Raw genomic sequence first — 15,545 nt, forward strand, 5'->3', positions numbered from 1 at the left:
TCCTACGGGTGACGGCGCCCGCTATAGCGGGCGCGATCGGCCACACGAGGTGCAGTGACGGGCGGGTCGGGCGGGCGGGTTGGGCGGGCGGTCTGCGATCCACAGCCTGGGGACGGGCCGAGGAAGTGCACAGATACGTCCCGCCGCCGCCGGGCCCGACGATGCGCCAGCCTCGGGGCATGACCACCACATCATCAGGCAGCCTGGACGTCCTCGCCGCGTTGTCCGGCCACAGCGGGCTCATCCTGGCGAGCGACGCGGCGCGAGTCGGCCTCCACCACGAGCTCCGCCGAGAATACGAACGTCACACCGTCATCCGCCTCCGCCGCGGGGTTTACACACGCGCTGCCGAGTGGGATGCCCTGGGCGCGGATGCGCGTTACCTCCGTCGGATCCACGCACATGCCGCCACGGCGGAGGCACCGGCTGTGTACTCGCACGTCTCGGCGGCGGCGCTATGGGGATTGCCGATTGTTGGTGCCTGGCCGGCGGATATTCACCTTGCCACCACGACGGCGGCGGGCGGACGGTCCCGGCGCGGCGTGATCCGTCATCCGCAGGAGCACAGCCTCGACGTCGTGGAGCACGAGGGGCTTCGGGTGACCTCGGTCGCGGCGACCGCGGTGGCACTCGCCAGGGTGCTCAGGTTCGGCCAGGCGGTGGCGGTCGTGGACAAAGCCATCTACCAATCACGCGACGGTCACGCCCTGGCGACCCGAGCAGACCTCGACCGCGCGTTCGACCAGCTCGGGCGGGTTACCGGTCGCGCGGCCGCTGGGCGGGTCCTGGAGTTCGCTTCACCGCTCTCCGGGTCGGCCGGAGAATCGATCAGCCGGGCCGGAATCTTCTTGCTGGGTTTTCTCCTGCCCGAGTTACAGGTGCCACACTGGGATCACGCGGGCCTGATCGGGTTCACCGACTTCTTCTGGCGCTCCGTCGGCAGGGTCGGCGAATTCGATGGGCACGGTAAGTACCTGCGCGACGAGTTCACCGGCGGACGCTCCACTGCCGATATCGTCATGGCCGAAAAGATACGGGAAGACCGACTGCGCGCACTGGGGTTGGGCGTGTTCCGGTGGGACTGGTCGGTTGCCACATCCCTCCCTGCTCTGGGAGATCTCCTCACCCGCAACGGCATCCCCCGGGCTCGCTGAGAGCGCGACCTCACCCGCTGCGACCCGCGCCGCTCACTGCACCTCGTACGGGCGACCGCGCCCGCTATAGCGGGCGCGGTCGCCGACAGAAGGCGCAGTGACCCCGCGGGCTCAGCTCGTCACGATGTCCGGCGCCTCCAACCGCACCCGGTCGGCGGATTCGTCGTCGGGCTGGGTCTGCGAGGCCCGTTCGGCGGCGACCCGCTTGAGGTAGATCGACACCTCCCGCTCCTCACGCTCGGTGTCCCAGCCGAGCACCTCGGCCAACAGCCGGGCCGCGACGGGTGCCGCGGACACCCCGCGGTCCCAGGCCTCGATGGAGATGCGGGTGCGTCGGGCGAGCACGTCCTCGAGGTGCAGCGCGCCCATGTGGGTCGCGGCGTACACAACCTCGGCCTGGATGTAGTCGTCGGCGCCGGGCAACGGGTCGGCCAGCTCCGGCTTCTCCTTGATCAGGTCGAGCAACTCGTCGGTGAGGGTGCCGTAGCGGTTGAGCAGGTGCTCGATGCGCACGGTGTGCAGGTTGAACGCATGGGCGATCTTGCCGCGCTTGTTCCACGCCGCCCGGTAGCCCTCGGCGCCGAGCAACGGGATCTCCTTGGTCGTGGACGGCGGAACCAGCCCGTCGAGGGCATCCACCGCGGCGTCGATCGCGTCCTTGGCCATCACCCTGTAGGTGGTCCACTTGCCGCCGGCGATCACTACCAGGCCGGGCACCGAGTGCCCGACGAGGTGCTCGCGGGAGAGCTTGGAGGTCTGCTCGGACTCCCCCGCCAGCAGCGGGCGGAGGCCGGCGTAGACACCCTCCACGTCTTCCCGGGTCAGCGGCACCTGCAGCACGGCGTTGACGTGTTCGAGCAGGTAGTCGATGTCCGCGGCCGTGGCGGCCGGATGCGCCTTGTCCAGGTGCCAGTCGGTGTCGGTGGTGCCGATCAGCCAGTGCCGGCCCCACGGGATCACGAAGAGCACGCTCTTCTCGGTGCGCAGCAGCAGGCCCATCGACGACTGGAACCTGTCCCGCGGCACGACGAGGTGGATGCCCTTGGACGCGCGCACCTTGAAGGTGCCGCGTTCGCCGACCATCCGCTGGGTGTCGTCAGTCCAGACGCCGGTGGCGTTGACGACCTGCTTGGCCCGCACCTCGAAGCGCTCCCCTGTCTGCAGGTCGTGCGCCTGCACGCCGACGACCCGTTCGCCCACCTTGAGGAAACCCTCCACCCGCACCCGGCTGGCCACGTGGGCGCCGTAGGCCGATGCCGTGCGCGCCAGCGACGCCACGTAGAGTGCGTCGTCGACCTGAGCGTCGTAGTAGGTGATGCCGCCGACGAGGGCGTCGTGGCTGAGGCTGGGCACCAGCTTCGCCACCTGGCTGCGGCTGAGGTGCCGGTGGTGCGGCACGCCGGGCCGACCGCCGATATAGGAGAGCACGTCGTAGAGCAGCATCCCGGCGCCCACATAGCCGCGTTCGACGACCCGCTTCTGCAGCGGGTAGAGAAAGCGCACCGGCTTGACCAGGTGCGGGGCGATGCGCTTGAGCAGCAGACCGCGTTCGGTGAGGGCCTCCCGCACCAGCCGAAAGTCGAGCTGTTCCAGGTAGCGGATGCCGCCGTGCACGAGCTTCGACGAGCGGCTGGAGGTACCCGACGCCCAGTCTCTGGCCTCGAGCATGCCCACGCTCAGCCCGCGGGTGACGGCATCCAGCGCGCTGCCGGTGCCGACGATGCCGCCGCCGACCACGAGAATGTCGAGTTCCTTGGATTTGAGGCGTTCGATCGCCGCCGCGCGTTCCTCAGGTCCGAGCTTCGTGGACCTGGTAACCGAGTTATCGTGCGTCATCTGCAAACTCCCATCGCCATCGGTGGTGCTTGCTTCGACGCTAGTTCACTCAGTACGGCGCGACAACTACCTCAACCCGTTGAAATTCCTTGATTCCGCTGTAGCCGGTGGTCGCCATCGAGCGGCGCAGGGCGCCGACCAGGTTAGCGGTGCCGTCGGCGACCGGTGCCGGTCCGTAGAGGATCGCCTCGAGCGGGGCGACGGTGCCGACCTCCACGCGCTTGCCTCGGGGCAGCTGCGAGTGGTGGGCTTCGGCACCCCAGTGGAAACCGCCGCCGGGGGCGTCGGTGGCGCGGGCCAGGGCGGTACCGAGCATCACGGCATCCGCACCGCAGGCTATGGCCTTGACGATGTCGCCGGAGGTGCTCAGCCCGCCGTCGGCGATCACGTGCACGTAGCGGCCGCCGGATTCGTCCATGTAGTCGCGGCGAGCGCCGGCGACGTCGGCCACGGCGGTGGCCATGGGGGCGTGGATACCGAGGCTGGTGCGGGTGGTGGACGCCGCGCCGCCGCCGAAGCCGACGAGCACGCCGGCCGCGCCGGTGCGCATCAGGTGCAGCGCCGCGGTGTAGGTGGCGGCGCCGCCGACGATGACGGGAACGTCGAGGTCGTAGATGAACTTCTTGAGGTTCAGCGGCTCCTGGTTGCGCGAGACGTGCTCGGCACTGACCGTGGTGCCGCGGATGACGAAGAGGTCGACGCCGGCGGCGACGACGGTCTCGTAGAGCTCCTGGGTGCGCTGCGGCGACAGGGCGGCCGCGACGGTGACGCCGGCGGCGCGGATCTCAGCGAGACGCTCGGTGACCAGGGCCGGCTTGATCGGCTCGGCGTAGATTTCCTGCATGCGCGCCGTGGTCTTGTCGGCGGGCAGCTCACGGATCTCGGCCAGCAGCGGCTCCGGGTTCTCGTACCGGGTCCAGAGGCCCTCGAGGTCCAGGACACCGAGGCCGCCCAGCTGGCCCATCATGATCGCCGTCGTCGGGGAGACGACGGAGTCCATCGGGGCGGCAAGGAACGGGATGTCGAACTGGTAGGCGTCGATGGACCAGCCGACCGACACATCCTCGGGGTCACGGGTGCGCCGACTGGGCACCACCGCGATGTCGTCGAAGGCGTATACGCGGCGTGCGCGCTTGGACCGGCCGATTTCGATTTCCATACTCACCCGCTCAGTTTAGTCGCAGCCCGCACTCAGCCCCGCCCCCGACCCTTCTGTTGCCAAAACGGACATGTGCGCCCGGCGTACCGGGCGCACATGTCCGTTAGGGCAACAGTTGCGGGAAGTTAGCGGCGGTAGTTGGGCGCCTCGACCACGATCTGCACGTCGTGCGGGTGGCTCTCCTTCAGGCCCGCGGCGGTGATGCGCACGAACTTGCCCTTCTGCTTGAGCTCGTCGATGGTGCGCGCGCCCACGTAGAACATCGACTGGCGCAGCCCGCCGATGAGCTGGTACGCCACGTTCGACACCGGGCCACGGTAGGGCACCTGGCCCTCGATGCCCTCGGGGATGAGCTTGTCGTCGCTGGGCACATCCGACTGGAAGTAACGGTCCTTCGAGTAGGAGGTCTTGTTGCCCCGGGTCTGCAGCGCGCCCAGCGATCCCATGCCGCGGTAGGTCTTGAACTGCTTGCCGTTGACGAAGACGAGCTCGCCGGGGCTTTCGTCGCAGCCGGCCAGCAGGGAGCCGAGCATCACGGTGTCGGCGCCGGCGACGAGCGCCTTGGCGATGTCACCGGAGTACTGCAGTCCGCCGTCGGCGATGACCGGCACGCCGGTCTCCCGTGCGGCCAGGGAAGCCTGGTAGACCGCGGTGATCTGCGGCACGCCCACGCCGGCGACGATGCGGGTGGTGCAGATCGAGCCGGGGCCCACGCCCACCTTGATGGCATCCGCGCCCGCGTCGATGAGCGCCTGCGCGCCGGAGCGGGTGGCGACGTTGCCGCCGATGACGTCGACGTCGGAGAAGGCCGAGTCGGACTTCAGCTTGCGGATGATCTCGAGCACGCCGGCGCTGTCGCCGTTGGCGGTGTCGACCACGAGAACGTCAACGCCCGCCTCGAGCAGGGCGGATGCCCGGCGCCAGGCGTCACCGAAGAAGCCGATGGCCGCGCCGACGCGCAGGCGCCCGGCGTCGTCCTTGGTGGCGTTGGGGTATTCCTCGCTCTTGTCGAAGTCCTTGACGGTGATCAGGCCGGTCAACCGGCCGGCGTCGTCGACGAGCGGCAGCTTCTCGATCTTGTGGGTGGCGAAGATGGCCACGGCGTCCATGGGGGCCATGCCCACCTTGCCGGTGATCAGCGGCGACGTGGTCATGACCTCGCGCACCCGGGTGGTGTGCTTGGCCACGGCGGAGACGAAGCGCATGTCGCGGTTGGTGATGATCCCCACGAGCACACCGTCGTTGTCGACGACCGGCAGGCCGCTGATGCGGAACTGCCCGCAGAGGGCATCCACCTCGGCCACGGTGGCGTCGGGCGAAGTCGTTACCGGATTGGTAATCATGCCGGATTCGCTGCGCTTGACCAGGTCCACCTGCTCGGCCTGGTCGGCGATCGACAGGTTGCGGTGCAAGATGCCCAGGCCGCCTTCACGAGCCATGGCGATGGCCATGCGGGTCTCGGTGACGGTGTCCATCGCGCTGGACAACAGCGGCGTCGCGACGCTGATTCTGCGGGTTAGCCGGGACTTTGTCTCGGCCTCGCTCGGAATGACGTCGGTGTGACCCGGCAGGAGAAGGACGTCGTCGTAGGTGAGTCCGGTGAAACCGAACGGATCTGGCTGATCCATGAAACCCCTTTTGCATTCGCGGATATGGAAAAAAGTCCGGAAATCCCTGGGATGCAACCGGTACTCAATGTTAAGCGACGATGCGCTTGGCGCATTCCGCGATCCAAAATCGATTGCCCTGAATTCGGCGTACGAAACATATGCGACATAATCGGCACGTACTGTCAGCAAGGTCGCTGGCAGGCAAGTCCGTGCCAGTTCGAATACGCACCGACGGTGCCGCCATGGAGGTGCAGTGAGCAATACACACGCTGTCCGCAGATTCACGCCCAGGATGATGGTGCTGCTTTTCGGCCTACTCCTGACCGCCCTGACGTTTTCAACGTTCGCGGCGAGCGCGGCTCATGCCGACGAGATCAACACTGACCAGTACGAATATGTGCTCTCGGGAAATGTGCAATTCGGTGGCGAACCCATCGAAGACGTGCTCATCTCCGTTGAAGGCTCCGGCTACGAGGCCGAGGTCGTCACGGATGCCGAGGGCAAGTGGCGCATCGGCGTTCCGGAGAAGGAGACCTACACGGTCACCCTCGACGAGGACACTCTCCCTAAAGGTGTGGTCGTCGCCAAGGGCGGTGCCGAGATCGAAGCCGAGTTCGGCCTCACCCAGGTGAAGTCGGTGAACTTCTTCCTCGGCGAGGGCGAACGCACGACGGTCAGCTTCTTCGACCAGTTCGTGAACCGCTTCGTCAACGGCCTGAACTTCGGCCTGCTGCTGGCCTTGGCCGCGATTGGCATGTCGCTGATCTTCGGCACCACGGGCCTGAGCAACTTCGCGCACGCGGAGATGATCACCTTCGGTGCGTTGGCCACCCTCACCCTCAGCACGACGCTCGGGCTGCCGATCTGGCTGGCGATCCTGTTGGCGATCGCCCTCAGCGGGCTGTTGGGCTTCGGGCTCGACGCCACCATCTGGAAACCCCTGCGGAAGAAGGGCGTCGGGTTGATCCCGCTGATGATCGTCAGCATCGGCCTCTCGCTGGCGCTGCGGTACACCTTCCAGCTGTTCTACGGCGGCGGCACCAGCCAGCTGCCCGGCTCTGGCATGACCGACCTCAAGTTCGGCCCGATCTCGCTGTCGCCGATCGACCTCGCCAGCATGGGTATCAGCATCGTCGTGCTTCTCGCGGTCTCCTACTTCCTGCTGCGCACCCGGATCGGCAAGGCCACCAGGGCCGTTTCCGACAACCCCAGCCTCGCCTCCGCCAGCGGCATCGACGTGGATGGTGTCATCCGCATCGTCTGGATCGTCGGCGGGTCGCTCGCCGGCCTCTCCGGGGTGCTCTGGGCCTACTTCCGGCCGGGGGTCAGTTGGGACATGGGCTTCCAGATCCTTCTGCTGGTTTTCGCTGCCACCACCCTCGGCGGTCTCGGCACGGCGTTCGGCGCCCTCGTGGGATCGATCATCGTGGGCCTGTTCGTCGAGCTGTCGACGCTGTGGATTCCGTCCGACCTGAAATACGTCGGTGCACTTGTCGTTTTGATCCTGGTGCTGCTGCTTCGGCCGCAAGGCATCTTGGGTCGCAAAGAGAGAATTGGCTAGGGGCTGACGATGATCGACTGGGGAGCAATCTTTAGCAACGCGGCCGTCGAGCTGATCAGCCCGACCACCGCCGCCTACGCCCTCGCGGCGTTGGGACTGGCAATTCACTTCGGCTACACCGGCCTGCTCAACTTCGGCCAGGCCGGCTTCATGGCCCTCGGCGCCTATGGGTACGCCATCTCGACCCTGAGCTTCGGCTTCCCGGTCTGGGCGGCGGTGCTCGTCGGGATCGGCGCATCCGTGATCTTCGCGTTGGTTCTGGGTATCCCGACCCTGCGGTTGCGGGCGGACTACCTGGCCATCGTCACCATCGCGGCCGCGGAGATCGTGCGCCTACTGTTCACGACCAATACCTTCGAACCGATCACCGGTTCGGCCAACGGGCTCAGCGGGTACAAGGGCGGATTCGCTGCCCTCAACCCGATCCCCGACGGCACCTACGGGTTCGGTCCGTTCGAGTACAACGCCTACGACTGGTGGCTGCGCATCGTGGCCTGGACCATCGTGATCCTCGCCTGCCTGTTCACCTGGCAGATCATGCGCAGCCCGTGGGGCCGCGTGATCAAGGGCATCCGCGAGGACGAAGACGCCGTTCGCGCCCTGGGCAAGAACGTGTACTTCTACAAGATGCAGTCGCTGATCCTCGGTGGCGTCTTCGGCACCATCGCCGGCATGATCTTCGTGCTGCCGCGTGCCGTGGTGCCGTCGAACTACCAGACCTCGCTGACGTTCTTCGTCTACGCCATCCTGCTGCTCGGTGGAGCGGCGACCATCCTCGGTCCGGTCATCGGCTCGATGGTCTTCTGGGTGCTGCTGTCGTTCTTCTCCGGGTTCATCGCCCGGGCCGTGGAGGCCGGCTGGATCCCGTTCCTGACGAGCATCCAGGCCGGACAGCTGCGTTTCATCCTGGTGGGCGTCGCGATCATGCTCATTGTGATCTACAGACCCCAGGGCATCTTCGGAAACAAGAAGGAGCTGGCTTTTGTCAAGTAACAGTGTTCCCACCGGCAAGCCCGTCAAGACAGTTGACATGCACATCGGGGAGGCCGTCCCCGGCTGCAAGAAGAAGGACCCGATCCTCGTGGTCGACGGCGTCAGCCGCACCTTCGGCGGCCTCAAGGCGGTGGATGTCGAGCACCTCGAGATTCCCCGCGGCGCCATCACCGCTCTGATCGGGCCGAACGGGGCCGGCAAGACCACCCTGTTCAACCTGCTCACCGGGTTCGACAAGCCGGACACCGGCTCGTGGACCTTCGAGGGCACCCCCATCGGCGGCATGGCCGCGTTCAAGGTCGCCAGGATGGGACAGGTGCGCACCTTCCAGCTCACCAAGGCCCTGGGCCTGCTGACGGTGATGGACAATATGCTGCTCGGCGCGAAGGCGCAGGTGGGCGAGAACCTGTTCCGCGCCGTCCTGCCGTTCCTCTGGCGTCAGCAGGAGGCCGACAACAAGGTCAAGGCGCTGGACCTGCTCACCCGGTTCAAGCTCGACACCAAGAAGGACGACTACGCGGCCAGCCTCTCCGGCGGGCAGCGCAAGCTCCTCGAAATGGCACGGGCGCTGATGAGCGACCCCACCCTGGTGATGCTCGACGAGCCCATGGCCGGCGTCAACCCGGCGTTGACCCAGTCGCTGCTCGACCACATCCTCAACCTCAAGGCCGAAGGCATGAGCGTGCTCTTCGTTGAGCACGACATGCACATGGTGCGGCACATCGCCGACTGGGTGATCGTGATGGCCGAGGGCAAGGTGGTCGCCGAGGGCGACCCGCACGAGGTGATGCGCAACCAAGCTGTCATCGACGCGTACCTGGGCCAGCACCACGACGAGGACCTCGGCGAGGATCCCGACGCCGAGAAGGAACATGTCGGAGCCATTAAGGAGCTGCTCGATGACGAACTCTAGCCCGCTGATCGACGCCACCCCGGCCCCGGTGCGGAAGGCGGTCGTCGAGGTCAAGAACGTGACGGCCGGGTACGTGCCCGGCGTCAACATCCTCAACGAATGCTCGCTCACCGCCTACGACGGCGAACTGATCGGCATCATCGGCCCGAACGGGGCCGGCAAGTCGACCCTGCTCAAGTCGATCTTCGGCCTGGTCAAGGTACGCGAGGGCGAGATCCGGTTGCGCGGTGACGACATCACGAACCTCAAGGCCAACAAGCTGGTCGCCAAGGGCGTGGGCTTCGTGCCGCAGACCAACAACGTCTTCCCGACGCTGACGATCCAGGAGAACCTGGAGATGGGCATGTACCAGAAGCCCAAGGGTCTGGCCGAGCGGCTCGAGTTCGTCACCGAGATCTTCCCGGAGCTGCGCAAGCGCCTCGGCCAGCGGGCCGGGTCGCTTTCCGGCGGCGAGCGCCAGATGGTGGCGATGTCGCGGGCGCTGATGATGGGCCCGCACGTGCTGCTGCTCGACGAGCCTTCGGCCGGTTTGTCCCCGGTGCGTCAGGACGAGGCGTTCCTGCGGGTGAAGGAGATCAACAAGGCCGGCGTGACCACGATCATGGTGGAGCAGAACGCCCGCCGCTGCCTGCAGATCTGCGACCGAGGCTACGTGCTCGATCAGGGTCGGGATGCCTACACCGGCACCGGGCGGGAGCTGCTGAACGACCCCAAGGTGATCGGCCTGTACCTGGGCACCCTGGGTCAGGACGACTAACCCTCCCGCACCATCCGCACCACCGACTTGCCCCGTTGCGGACGAGTTGCCCCGGTCTACCGGGGCAACTGGTCCGCAGCGGGGCATCTCGCGTTTCACCGGCGGCGCCAGGAGCCGTTCTGACGCCGTTGGCCGCCCCAGCCGCGCAGCTCCGCGCCTCCGCCGCCTAAAGACCCGCAGCGGGCCCGTGGCGGCCGCCATCTACTGGCCGGCCTCCGCTGCTGCCGCCCACGGCTGCCGCTCCCCCTGGCCGGCATCCGGCGCCCCGTCACTCGGCGGCGACCGGCCACCGGGCACGCGAAAGGGCCCCGGCCGAAGCCGGGGCCCTTCTGTGCGTGTCGCGGTACGTCTGCTGTGGTGTACCGCGAGTCAGCGGGGGTGACTAGTTGATGCGGCTGTACTTGTTGTCTGCACCGAATTCGAAGATGCCGATGGTTGCGTCGGTCGGGTCGCCGTTCTCGTCGAACGTGATCGTGCCGGAGTAACCGTCGTAGTCGATCTGCTTGCCCTCGGCGAGGAGCGCGGCGCCCGACGCGAAGTCGGTGACCTTCTCGCCCTCACCGGAGCCACCGGATACCTGCTGGAGGTACTTGGCGATCGACTCACCCGACACGTCGTTGGCTGCGTACGCAGCCAGGGCGATCAGGATGACGGCGTCGTAGGATTCAGCCGCGTAGCTGAAGTCGGTCAGGGCCGGGTCGATCTCGAGCAGACGGCCGGTGAAGTCACCGAGGGTCGCGGTGTCCAGGCCGGGCAGCGTGCCCTTCGAGCCCTCGATCAGGCCGGCAGCGAAGTCCTCGCTGTAGTCGGCCAGGTTGCCGTCGACGAAGTACAGCTTGTCGCCGGGGAAGCCGCTCGCCACGAGGTCCGGGGTGATGACCTTGGCCTGGTCGAACGTGATCAGAGCGATCGCGTCGGGGTTGGCCGCGGTGACTTCGGCGATCTGGGCCGAGAAGTTGGCGTCGCCCTCGTTGAAGCTCGCGCTGGCGACGACCTCTCCGCCGGCAGCCTCGAAGGCCGTGGTGGTGAACTCGGCCAGGCCGGTTCCGTAGGCGTCGTTGAGCACGATCAGGCCCAGGGTGCTGTTGCCGTCTTCGGCGATCAGGTTGCCCAGGACTTCACCCTGCAGGATGTCGGACGGAGCGGTGCGCCAGAAGAGCCCCTTGTCGTCGTAGTCCGTGAAGTCCGCCGAGGTGTTGGCCGGCGAGAACTGCACGACGCCGGCGCCGGTGATCTGGTCGATGACGGTCTTGGAGACACCCGAGGACGCCGCACCGACGATCGCCGAGACATCCTGCGAGAGCAGGTCGGTCACGGAGACGGTGGCGGTATCGGTCGTGGTGTCGCCCGAGTCGCGGAGGATGGCTTCGATGTCGATGCCCAGGCCGGCAGCTTTGATCTCCTCGACGGCGAGCTGAACACCGGCTTCTTCGGGCGGGCCGAGGAAGGCGAGCCCACCACTCTGGGGGAGGATCGTGCCGACCTTCAGGTCCAGGGCGCGGTCGCCGGCGGTGATCTCAGCGACAGTGCTTTCCGCCGCGGGTGCGTCCGAAGCGGCCGGCTCGGCTGCGTCGGTGCTGCATCCGGTGAGCAGAAGGGCGCTGACGCCGAAGATGGCGACGCCGGTGACGACGGCGCGGGCCGAGCGGGAGGCCGAGGCCTTCGCGAATACGCTCATGTTGCTCCTAGGGTAAGGGGAATCGAAGGTTAGAGCACGGCAAACGATCGTTGCCGTGCTGCAAAGGTATTCACCCGAACGACATCAAACAAGGCGGTCGTGTTACAGCCGTGTAACGCGACCAAATCGTTACGAACGGCCCCCTGATCAGGATGCTTGGCTCTGAGCCCCTAAATCGGGTCGATAACCGGCCGGCGCTGCGCCCGCCCCGCCCGCACCATATCGACGGTCAGCACGATCAGCGCGAGCCAGACCAACCCGAATCCGAGCCACCGTTCCGGCGGCATCGGCTCGTGCAGGATGACCACGCCGGCGATGAATTGCAGCACCGGTGCGAGGTACTGCACGAGTCCCATCGTGGTCAACGGCAGGCGCCGGGACGCGGCCGCGAAGAAGAGCAGCGGCACCGCGGTGAGCACACCGGTGCCGATCAGCGCGATGGTGTGCACCGTCGAGACGGTGCCGAAGGTGAGGCCGGAGATCAGCGAGACCACGACCAGTTGGATGATCGCGATCGGCGTGAGCCAGAGAGTTTCCAGGGTCAGCCCGGAGAGCGCGTCGATGTGACCGCCGACCCGCTTCTTGATCAGGCCGTAGAAGCCGAAGGAGAACGCCAGGATCAGGGAGATCCAGGGCACGGTGCCGTAGCCGACGCTGAGCACGATCACGGCGATGAAGCTGATCACCACGGCAGCCCACTGGGCCCTGCGCAGCTTCTCGTGCAGCACCAGGACGCCCAGCAGCACCGTGATGATCGGGTTGATGAAATAGCCCAGCGCCGTTTCGACGACGCGGCCGCTCAGGGTGCCGAGGATGAAGGTCTGCCAGTTGATGAAGATCAACACCCCGGCCAGCCCCATCGTCCACACGATGCGCGGCGAACGCAGTGCGGCCACGAGCGGCCGCCAGGCCCGGGTGGCCAGGATCAGGACCGCGCAGAACACCAGCGAGAACAGCACCCGCCAGGCCACGATCTCGAACGCTCCGGTCGGGGCCAGGAAAAGGAAATACAACGGCAGGAATCCCCACATGCCGTAGGCGCAGATCGCGAAGATGAGGCCCGTGCTCGCGGAACTGCGGACCGGGCGCATCCCGCTCCGGGCCGCATCCACCGGCTCGGTCGGCTCGGCGGCCCCGGTGGGATCTGTCGGATTCTCGTGCACGTTGCTACCCCTCTGGACGCGAAAAATCCCGGATGGCCGAGGCCATCCGGGATTCAACGATATGCGGTGTGACTAGCGAACGACGACCGCGAGAACGTCGCGAGCCGACAGAACGAGGAGGTCCTCGCCACCGAACTTGACTTCGGTTCCACCGTACTTGGAGTAGATCACCTTGTCGCCGACGGCGACGTCGAGCGGGATGCGGTTGCCGTTGTCGTCGATGCGGCCGGGGCCGACGGCGACAACTTCGCCTTCCTGGGGCTTCTCTTTGGCGGTGTCCGGGATCACAAGTCCGGAAGCGGTGGTCTGTTCTGCATCCACCTGCTTGATGACGATGCGATCTTCGAGCGGCTTGATGGAGACCGACACGGTTGACCTCTTTCTTAGCTAAGACGTAGTTAGCAGACTCACAGCGAGAGTGCTAAGTCGAGTTTAGGGCGCAACTGGCACTCACGCAACGTGAGTGCCAGAGTGCTCGGGGTGCGGCCCGGTTTGGCTTGATAGGTTTGCGGGATGGAACGCGCCGAGCTCGTTGAGCTGCTCTCACCCGAAGGCCTGCGCCTGCTGGACTCCCTGCCCGTCTACGAGGCCGGTGCCGACGTCGTGCGCACGGTCAGTGCCCTACGCAAGGCCGGGCACTCCCCCGCCCTGGTCAACGCGGTGCTCTACCAGTCCCGGCTGCGGGCGAAGGCGACGGGCAAGTTCGGCGACTTTGCCAGCCGGATGCTGTTCACCGAGGCCGGCCTGGAGCAGGCCACCCGGTTGCGGGTCGCCGCCCTGCACGCCGGCCGGTTCGTGGAGGCCGGCCTCACCCGGGTCGCCGACGTGGGCTGCGGCATCGGCGGCGACGCCATGGCGATGGCCGCGATGGAGCTGACGGTGACCGCGATCGACGTCGACGAGGTCACCGCCACGGTCGCCAGCTTCAACCTGGCCCCCTTTCCGACCTCCTCAGTGCGCTGCGCCGACGCGGCCGACATCGACCCCACCGAGTTCGACGCGCTCTGGTTCGACCCGGCCCGCCGCACGGCCGGGCACGGCAACACCAGCCGGCTCACCCGGTCAGAGGACTACTCCCCCAACCTCGATGACGTCTACGCCCTGAGCAAACGGATGCCCGTCGGCGTCAAGCTCGGTCCCGGCCACGACCGCGACCAGATCCCCGAGACCGCGGAGGCCCAGTGGGTGTCGGTGGACGGCAAGCTGGTGGAGATGGGGCTGTGGTTCGGTGCGCTCGCGCGGCCGGGCATCCGCCGGTCGGCGCTACTGCTCAGCAAGGACGGAGTCGCGGAGCTGACCGCGCCTGCCGACAGCGAGGATGTGGCTGTCGGCGAGCTCGGCGACTACGTGTACGAACCCGACGGCGCCATCATCCGCGCCCGGCTGATCGGTGACCTCGCCCGATCGATGGATGCGTCGATGCTCAGCGAGGGCTTGGCCTACCTGACCAGCCCGACGCTGACCCGCACCCCGTTCGCCACGGCGTTCCGGGTGCTCGAGGTGCTGCCCACCGACGAGAAGAAGCTGCGGCTGGCGCTGGCTGAACGGAAGATCGGCACCCTGGAGATCAAGAAGCGCGGCGTGGATGTGGATCCGGCGACCCTGCGCACCCGGTTGAAGCTCAAGGGCCCGGAATCGGCAACCCTGGTGGTGACCCGCGCGGCCGGGCACAAGGTGGCGCTGCTGGTGGAACGGGTCTGACCGGCGTCAGCCGGCTCGCGGGTGCGGCTCAGCCGAAGTAGGCGGGCAGCATCCGGGTGATCACGACGAACCACAGCACCGCCATCAGGATGCCCAACAGACCGCTGAGCAGGCCGAGGAGCCAGAGGCCGCCGGAGCGGCGCTCCACGTACCTGGCCACCAGAGCGAGCACGACCGCGGCGATGCTCAGGGGCGCCCCCCAGATCACGAATATGCCGGCCAGCACCCCGAGCACCCCGCAGACCGCGGCAGCGACGCCGAGACCACGGCGGGCCGCATGGGTCTGGATCTCGGCGGTGGTGTACACGTACGGCACCCACTCGGTGGGCGCGGTGATGGTGGACTCGTAGGCGAGCTCGCCGGCGACCGGCGGCCGGGTCAGGTCGGGCGAACGCCCGGCGGGTGCCCGCAGCTCAGCGGCCCTGGCCTCGGCAGCCCGCGCCTGTGCGCGCGACAACGCCGGCGTCCCGGCGGGCGGAACTGACTGCTCCCGCTCCGCCCGGGTTTCGGGCTGCCCGGACTGCGACATGCGTGTGGACTCGATTCTCGACTACTCGCTGTGCGGTTAGTAGTTGTAATTGTTCATCGGCACGGTCGCGAACACCAGCGCCCAGAGCAGAATGCTGAGCAGCGCCAGGGCGATACCCACGAAGCCTGTGATGATCCCGGTCAGCCAGAAGCCCTTGCCGTTCGGTTCCTTGTTGCGGGCGATGAAACCCAGGACCACGCCGGCGGCCGGCAAGATGATGGCGAGGATGCCACCGAAAATCGGGAAGAACGCAACCGGGGACCCGAGGATGCCGATGACTCCGGCGATCATCGACAGGATGCTCAGGATCGGCTGCTTGGTGGCCGACGGCATCCCGGGCTGGCCGGCGTAGTAGCCGGCGGCGGGGCCACCAGAGGGCGGCGGGGTGCCGTAACCGGAGCGCGGCGGGGTGTAGCCCGGCGGCGGCGAACCGTAGGGCGGCGGCGGCGTGCCCTCGCTCGGGGCGGGCGGGCCGTAGGCGGGCGGCGGCG

General features: G+C 67.3%; 14 protein-coding genes. 6 read left to right on the forward strand and 8 right to left on the reverse strand.

Annotated elements, in window-relative coordinates; translation table 11 throughout:
• Positions 1 to 179: 179 nt before the first annotated feature.
• Positions 180 to 1,154 (forward strand): hypothetical protein, encoded by a 975-nt coding sequence (locus E3T19_RS12105; RefSeq protein WP_134408921.1) that lies wholly within the window; start codon positions 180 to 182, stop codon positions 1,152 to 1,154.
• A gap of 111 nt (positions 1,155 to 1,265) precedes the next feature.
• On the opposite strand, the gene E3T19_RS12110 is transcribed toward E3T19_RS12105, so the two are convergent.
• The 3 genes from E3T19_RS12110 to guaB form a co-directional block, all read right to left on the reverse strand.
• Positions 1,266 to 2,990, reverse strand: a complete 1,725-nt coding sequence (locus tag E3T19_RS12110; protein ID WP_088457131.1) for a glycerol-3-phosphate dehydrogenase/oxidase — start codon at positions 2,988 to 2,990, stop codon at positions 1,266 to 1,268.
• 49 nt (positions 2,991 to 3,039) lie between these two features.
• Entirely contained in the window at positions 3,040 to 4,149 is a 1,110-nt protein-coding gene (locus tag E3T19_RS12115; RefSeq protein WP_088457132.1) for a GuaB3 family IMP dehydrogenase-related protein, read from the reverse strand.
• A gap of 125 nt (positions 4,150 to 4,274) precedes the next feature.
• Positions 4,275 to 5,777, reverse strand: coding sequence for an IMP dehydrogenase (guaB, locus tag E3T19_RS12120; RefSeq protein WP_134408922.1), 1,503 nt, complete (start codon positions 5,775 to 5,777; stop codon positions 4,275 to 4,277).
• A 277-nt stretch (positions 5,778 to 6,054) separates the two neighbouring features.
• On the opposite strand from guaB, the gene E3T19_RS12125 reads away from it, so the two are divergent.
• The 4 genes from E3T19_RS12125 to E3T19_RS12140 are packed head-to-tail and all read left to right on the forward strand — an operon-like array spanning position 6,055 to position 9,983.
• Positions 6,055 to 7,320: a branched-chain amino acid ABC transporter permease gene (locus E3T19_RS12125; protein WP_088457134.1), complete on the forward strand. Its 1,266-nt coding sequence runs from the start codon at positions 6,055 to 6,057 to the stop codon at positions 7,318 to 7,320.
• A 12-nt stretch (positions 7,321 to 7,332) separates the two neighbouring features.
• Positions 7,333 to 8,313 (forward strand): branched-chain amino acid ABC transporter permease, encoded by a 981-nt coding sequence (locus E3T19_RS12130; protein WP_088458110.1) that lies wholly within the window; start codon positions 7,333 to 7,335, stop codon positions 8,311 to 8,313.
• A gap of 37 nt (positions 8,314 to 8,350) precedes the next feature.
• Positions 8,351 to 9,226 (forward strand): ABC transporter ATP-binding protein, encoded by an 876-nt coding sequence (locus E3T19_RS12135; protein WP_088457135.1) that lies wholly within the window; start codon positions 8,351 to 8,353, stop codon positions 9,224 to 9,226.
• Positions 9,213 to 9,983: an ABC transporter ATP-binding protein gene (locus E3T19_RS12140; RefSeq protein ID WP_088457136.1), complete on the forward strand. Its 771-nt coding sequence runs from the start codon at positions 9,213 to 9,215 to the stop codon at positions 9,981 to 9,983. Before E3T19_RS12135 ends, E3T19_RS12140 begins: the two co-directional genes overlap by 14 nt.
• Before the next feature lie 382 nt (positions 9,984 to 10,365).
• Here E3T19_RS12140 and E3T19_RS12145 read toward each other — a convergent pair whose 3' ends face one another.
• From E3T19_RS12145 to groES, 3 genes are all read right to left on the reverse strand, one after another.
• Positions 10,366 to 11,661: an ABC transporter substrate-binding protein gene (locus E3T19_RS12145; protein WP_088457137.1), complete on the reverse strand. Its 1,296-nt coding sequence runs from the start codon at positions 11,659 to 11,661 to the stop codon at positions 10,366 to 10,368.
• A gap of 170 nt (positions 11,662 to 11,831) precedes the next feature.
• Positions 11,832 to 12,752, reverse strand: a complete 921-nt coding sequence (gene rarD, locus E3T19_RS12150; RefSeq protein ID WP_088457138.1) for an EamA family transporter RarD — start codon at positions 12,750 to 12,752, stop codon at positions 11,832 to 11,834.
• A gap of 144 nt (positions 12,753 to 12,896) precedes the next feature.
• Positions 12,897 to 13,193, reverse strand: a complete 297-nt coding sequence (gene groES, locus E3T19_RS12155; RefSeq protein WP_066597535.1) for a co-chaperone GroES — start codon at positions 13,191 to 13,193, stop codon at positions 12,897 to 12,899.
• 144 nt (positions 13,194 to 13,337) lie between these two features.
• Here groES and E3T19_RS12160 point away from each other — a divergent pair, with 144 nt between their 5' ends.
• Entirely contained in the window at positions 13,338 to 14,525 is a 1,188-nt protein-coding gene (locus tag E3T19_RS12160; RefSeq protein ID WP_134408923.1) for an SAM-dependent methyltransferase, read from the forward strand.
• A gap of 28 nt (positions 14,526 to 14,553) precedes the next feature.
• On the opposite strand, the gene E3T19_RS12165 is transcribed toward E3T19_RS12160, so the two are convergent.
• Together E3T19_RS12165 and E3T19_RS19040 are read right to left on the reverse strand one after the other, a co-directional pair.
• On the reverse strand, positions 14,554 to 15,054 hold the full coding sequence (locus E3T19_RS12165) for a hypothetical protein (protein WP_088457140.1): 501 nt from the start codon (positions 15,052 to 15,054) through the stop codon (positions 14,554 to 14,556).
• A 36-nt stretch (positions 15,055 to 15,090) separates the two neighbouring features.
• The coding region (locus E3T19_RS19040) for a DUF4190 domain-containing protein (RefSeq protein WP_166788867.1) at positions 15,091 to 15,545 on the reverse strand (455 nt) is incomplete at its 5' end.

Source organism: Cryobacterium sp. TMT4-31, assembly GCF_004403385.1.
Classification (GTDB): domain Bacteria; phylum Actinomycetota; class Actinomycetes; order Actinomycetales; family Microbacteriaceae; genus Cryobacterium; species Cryobacterium zongtaii.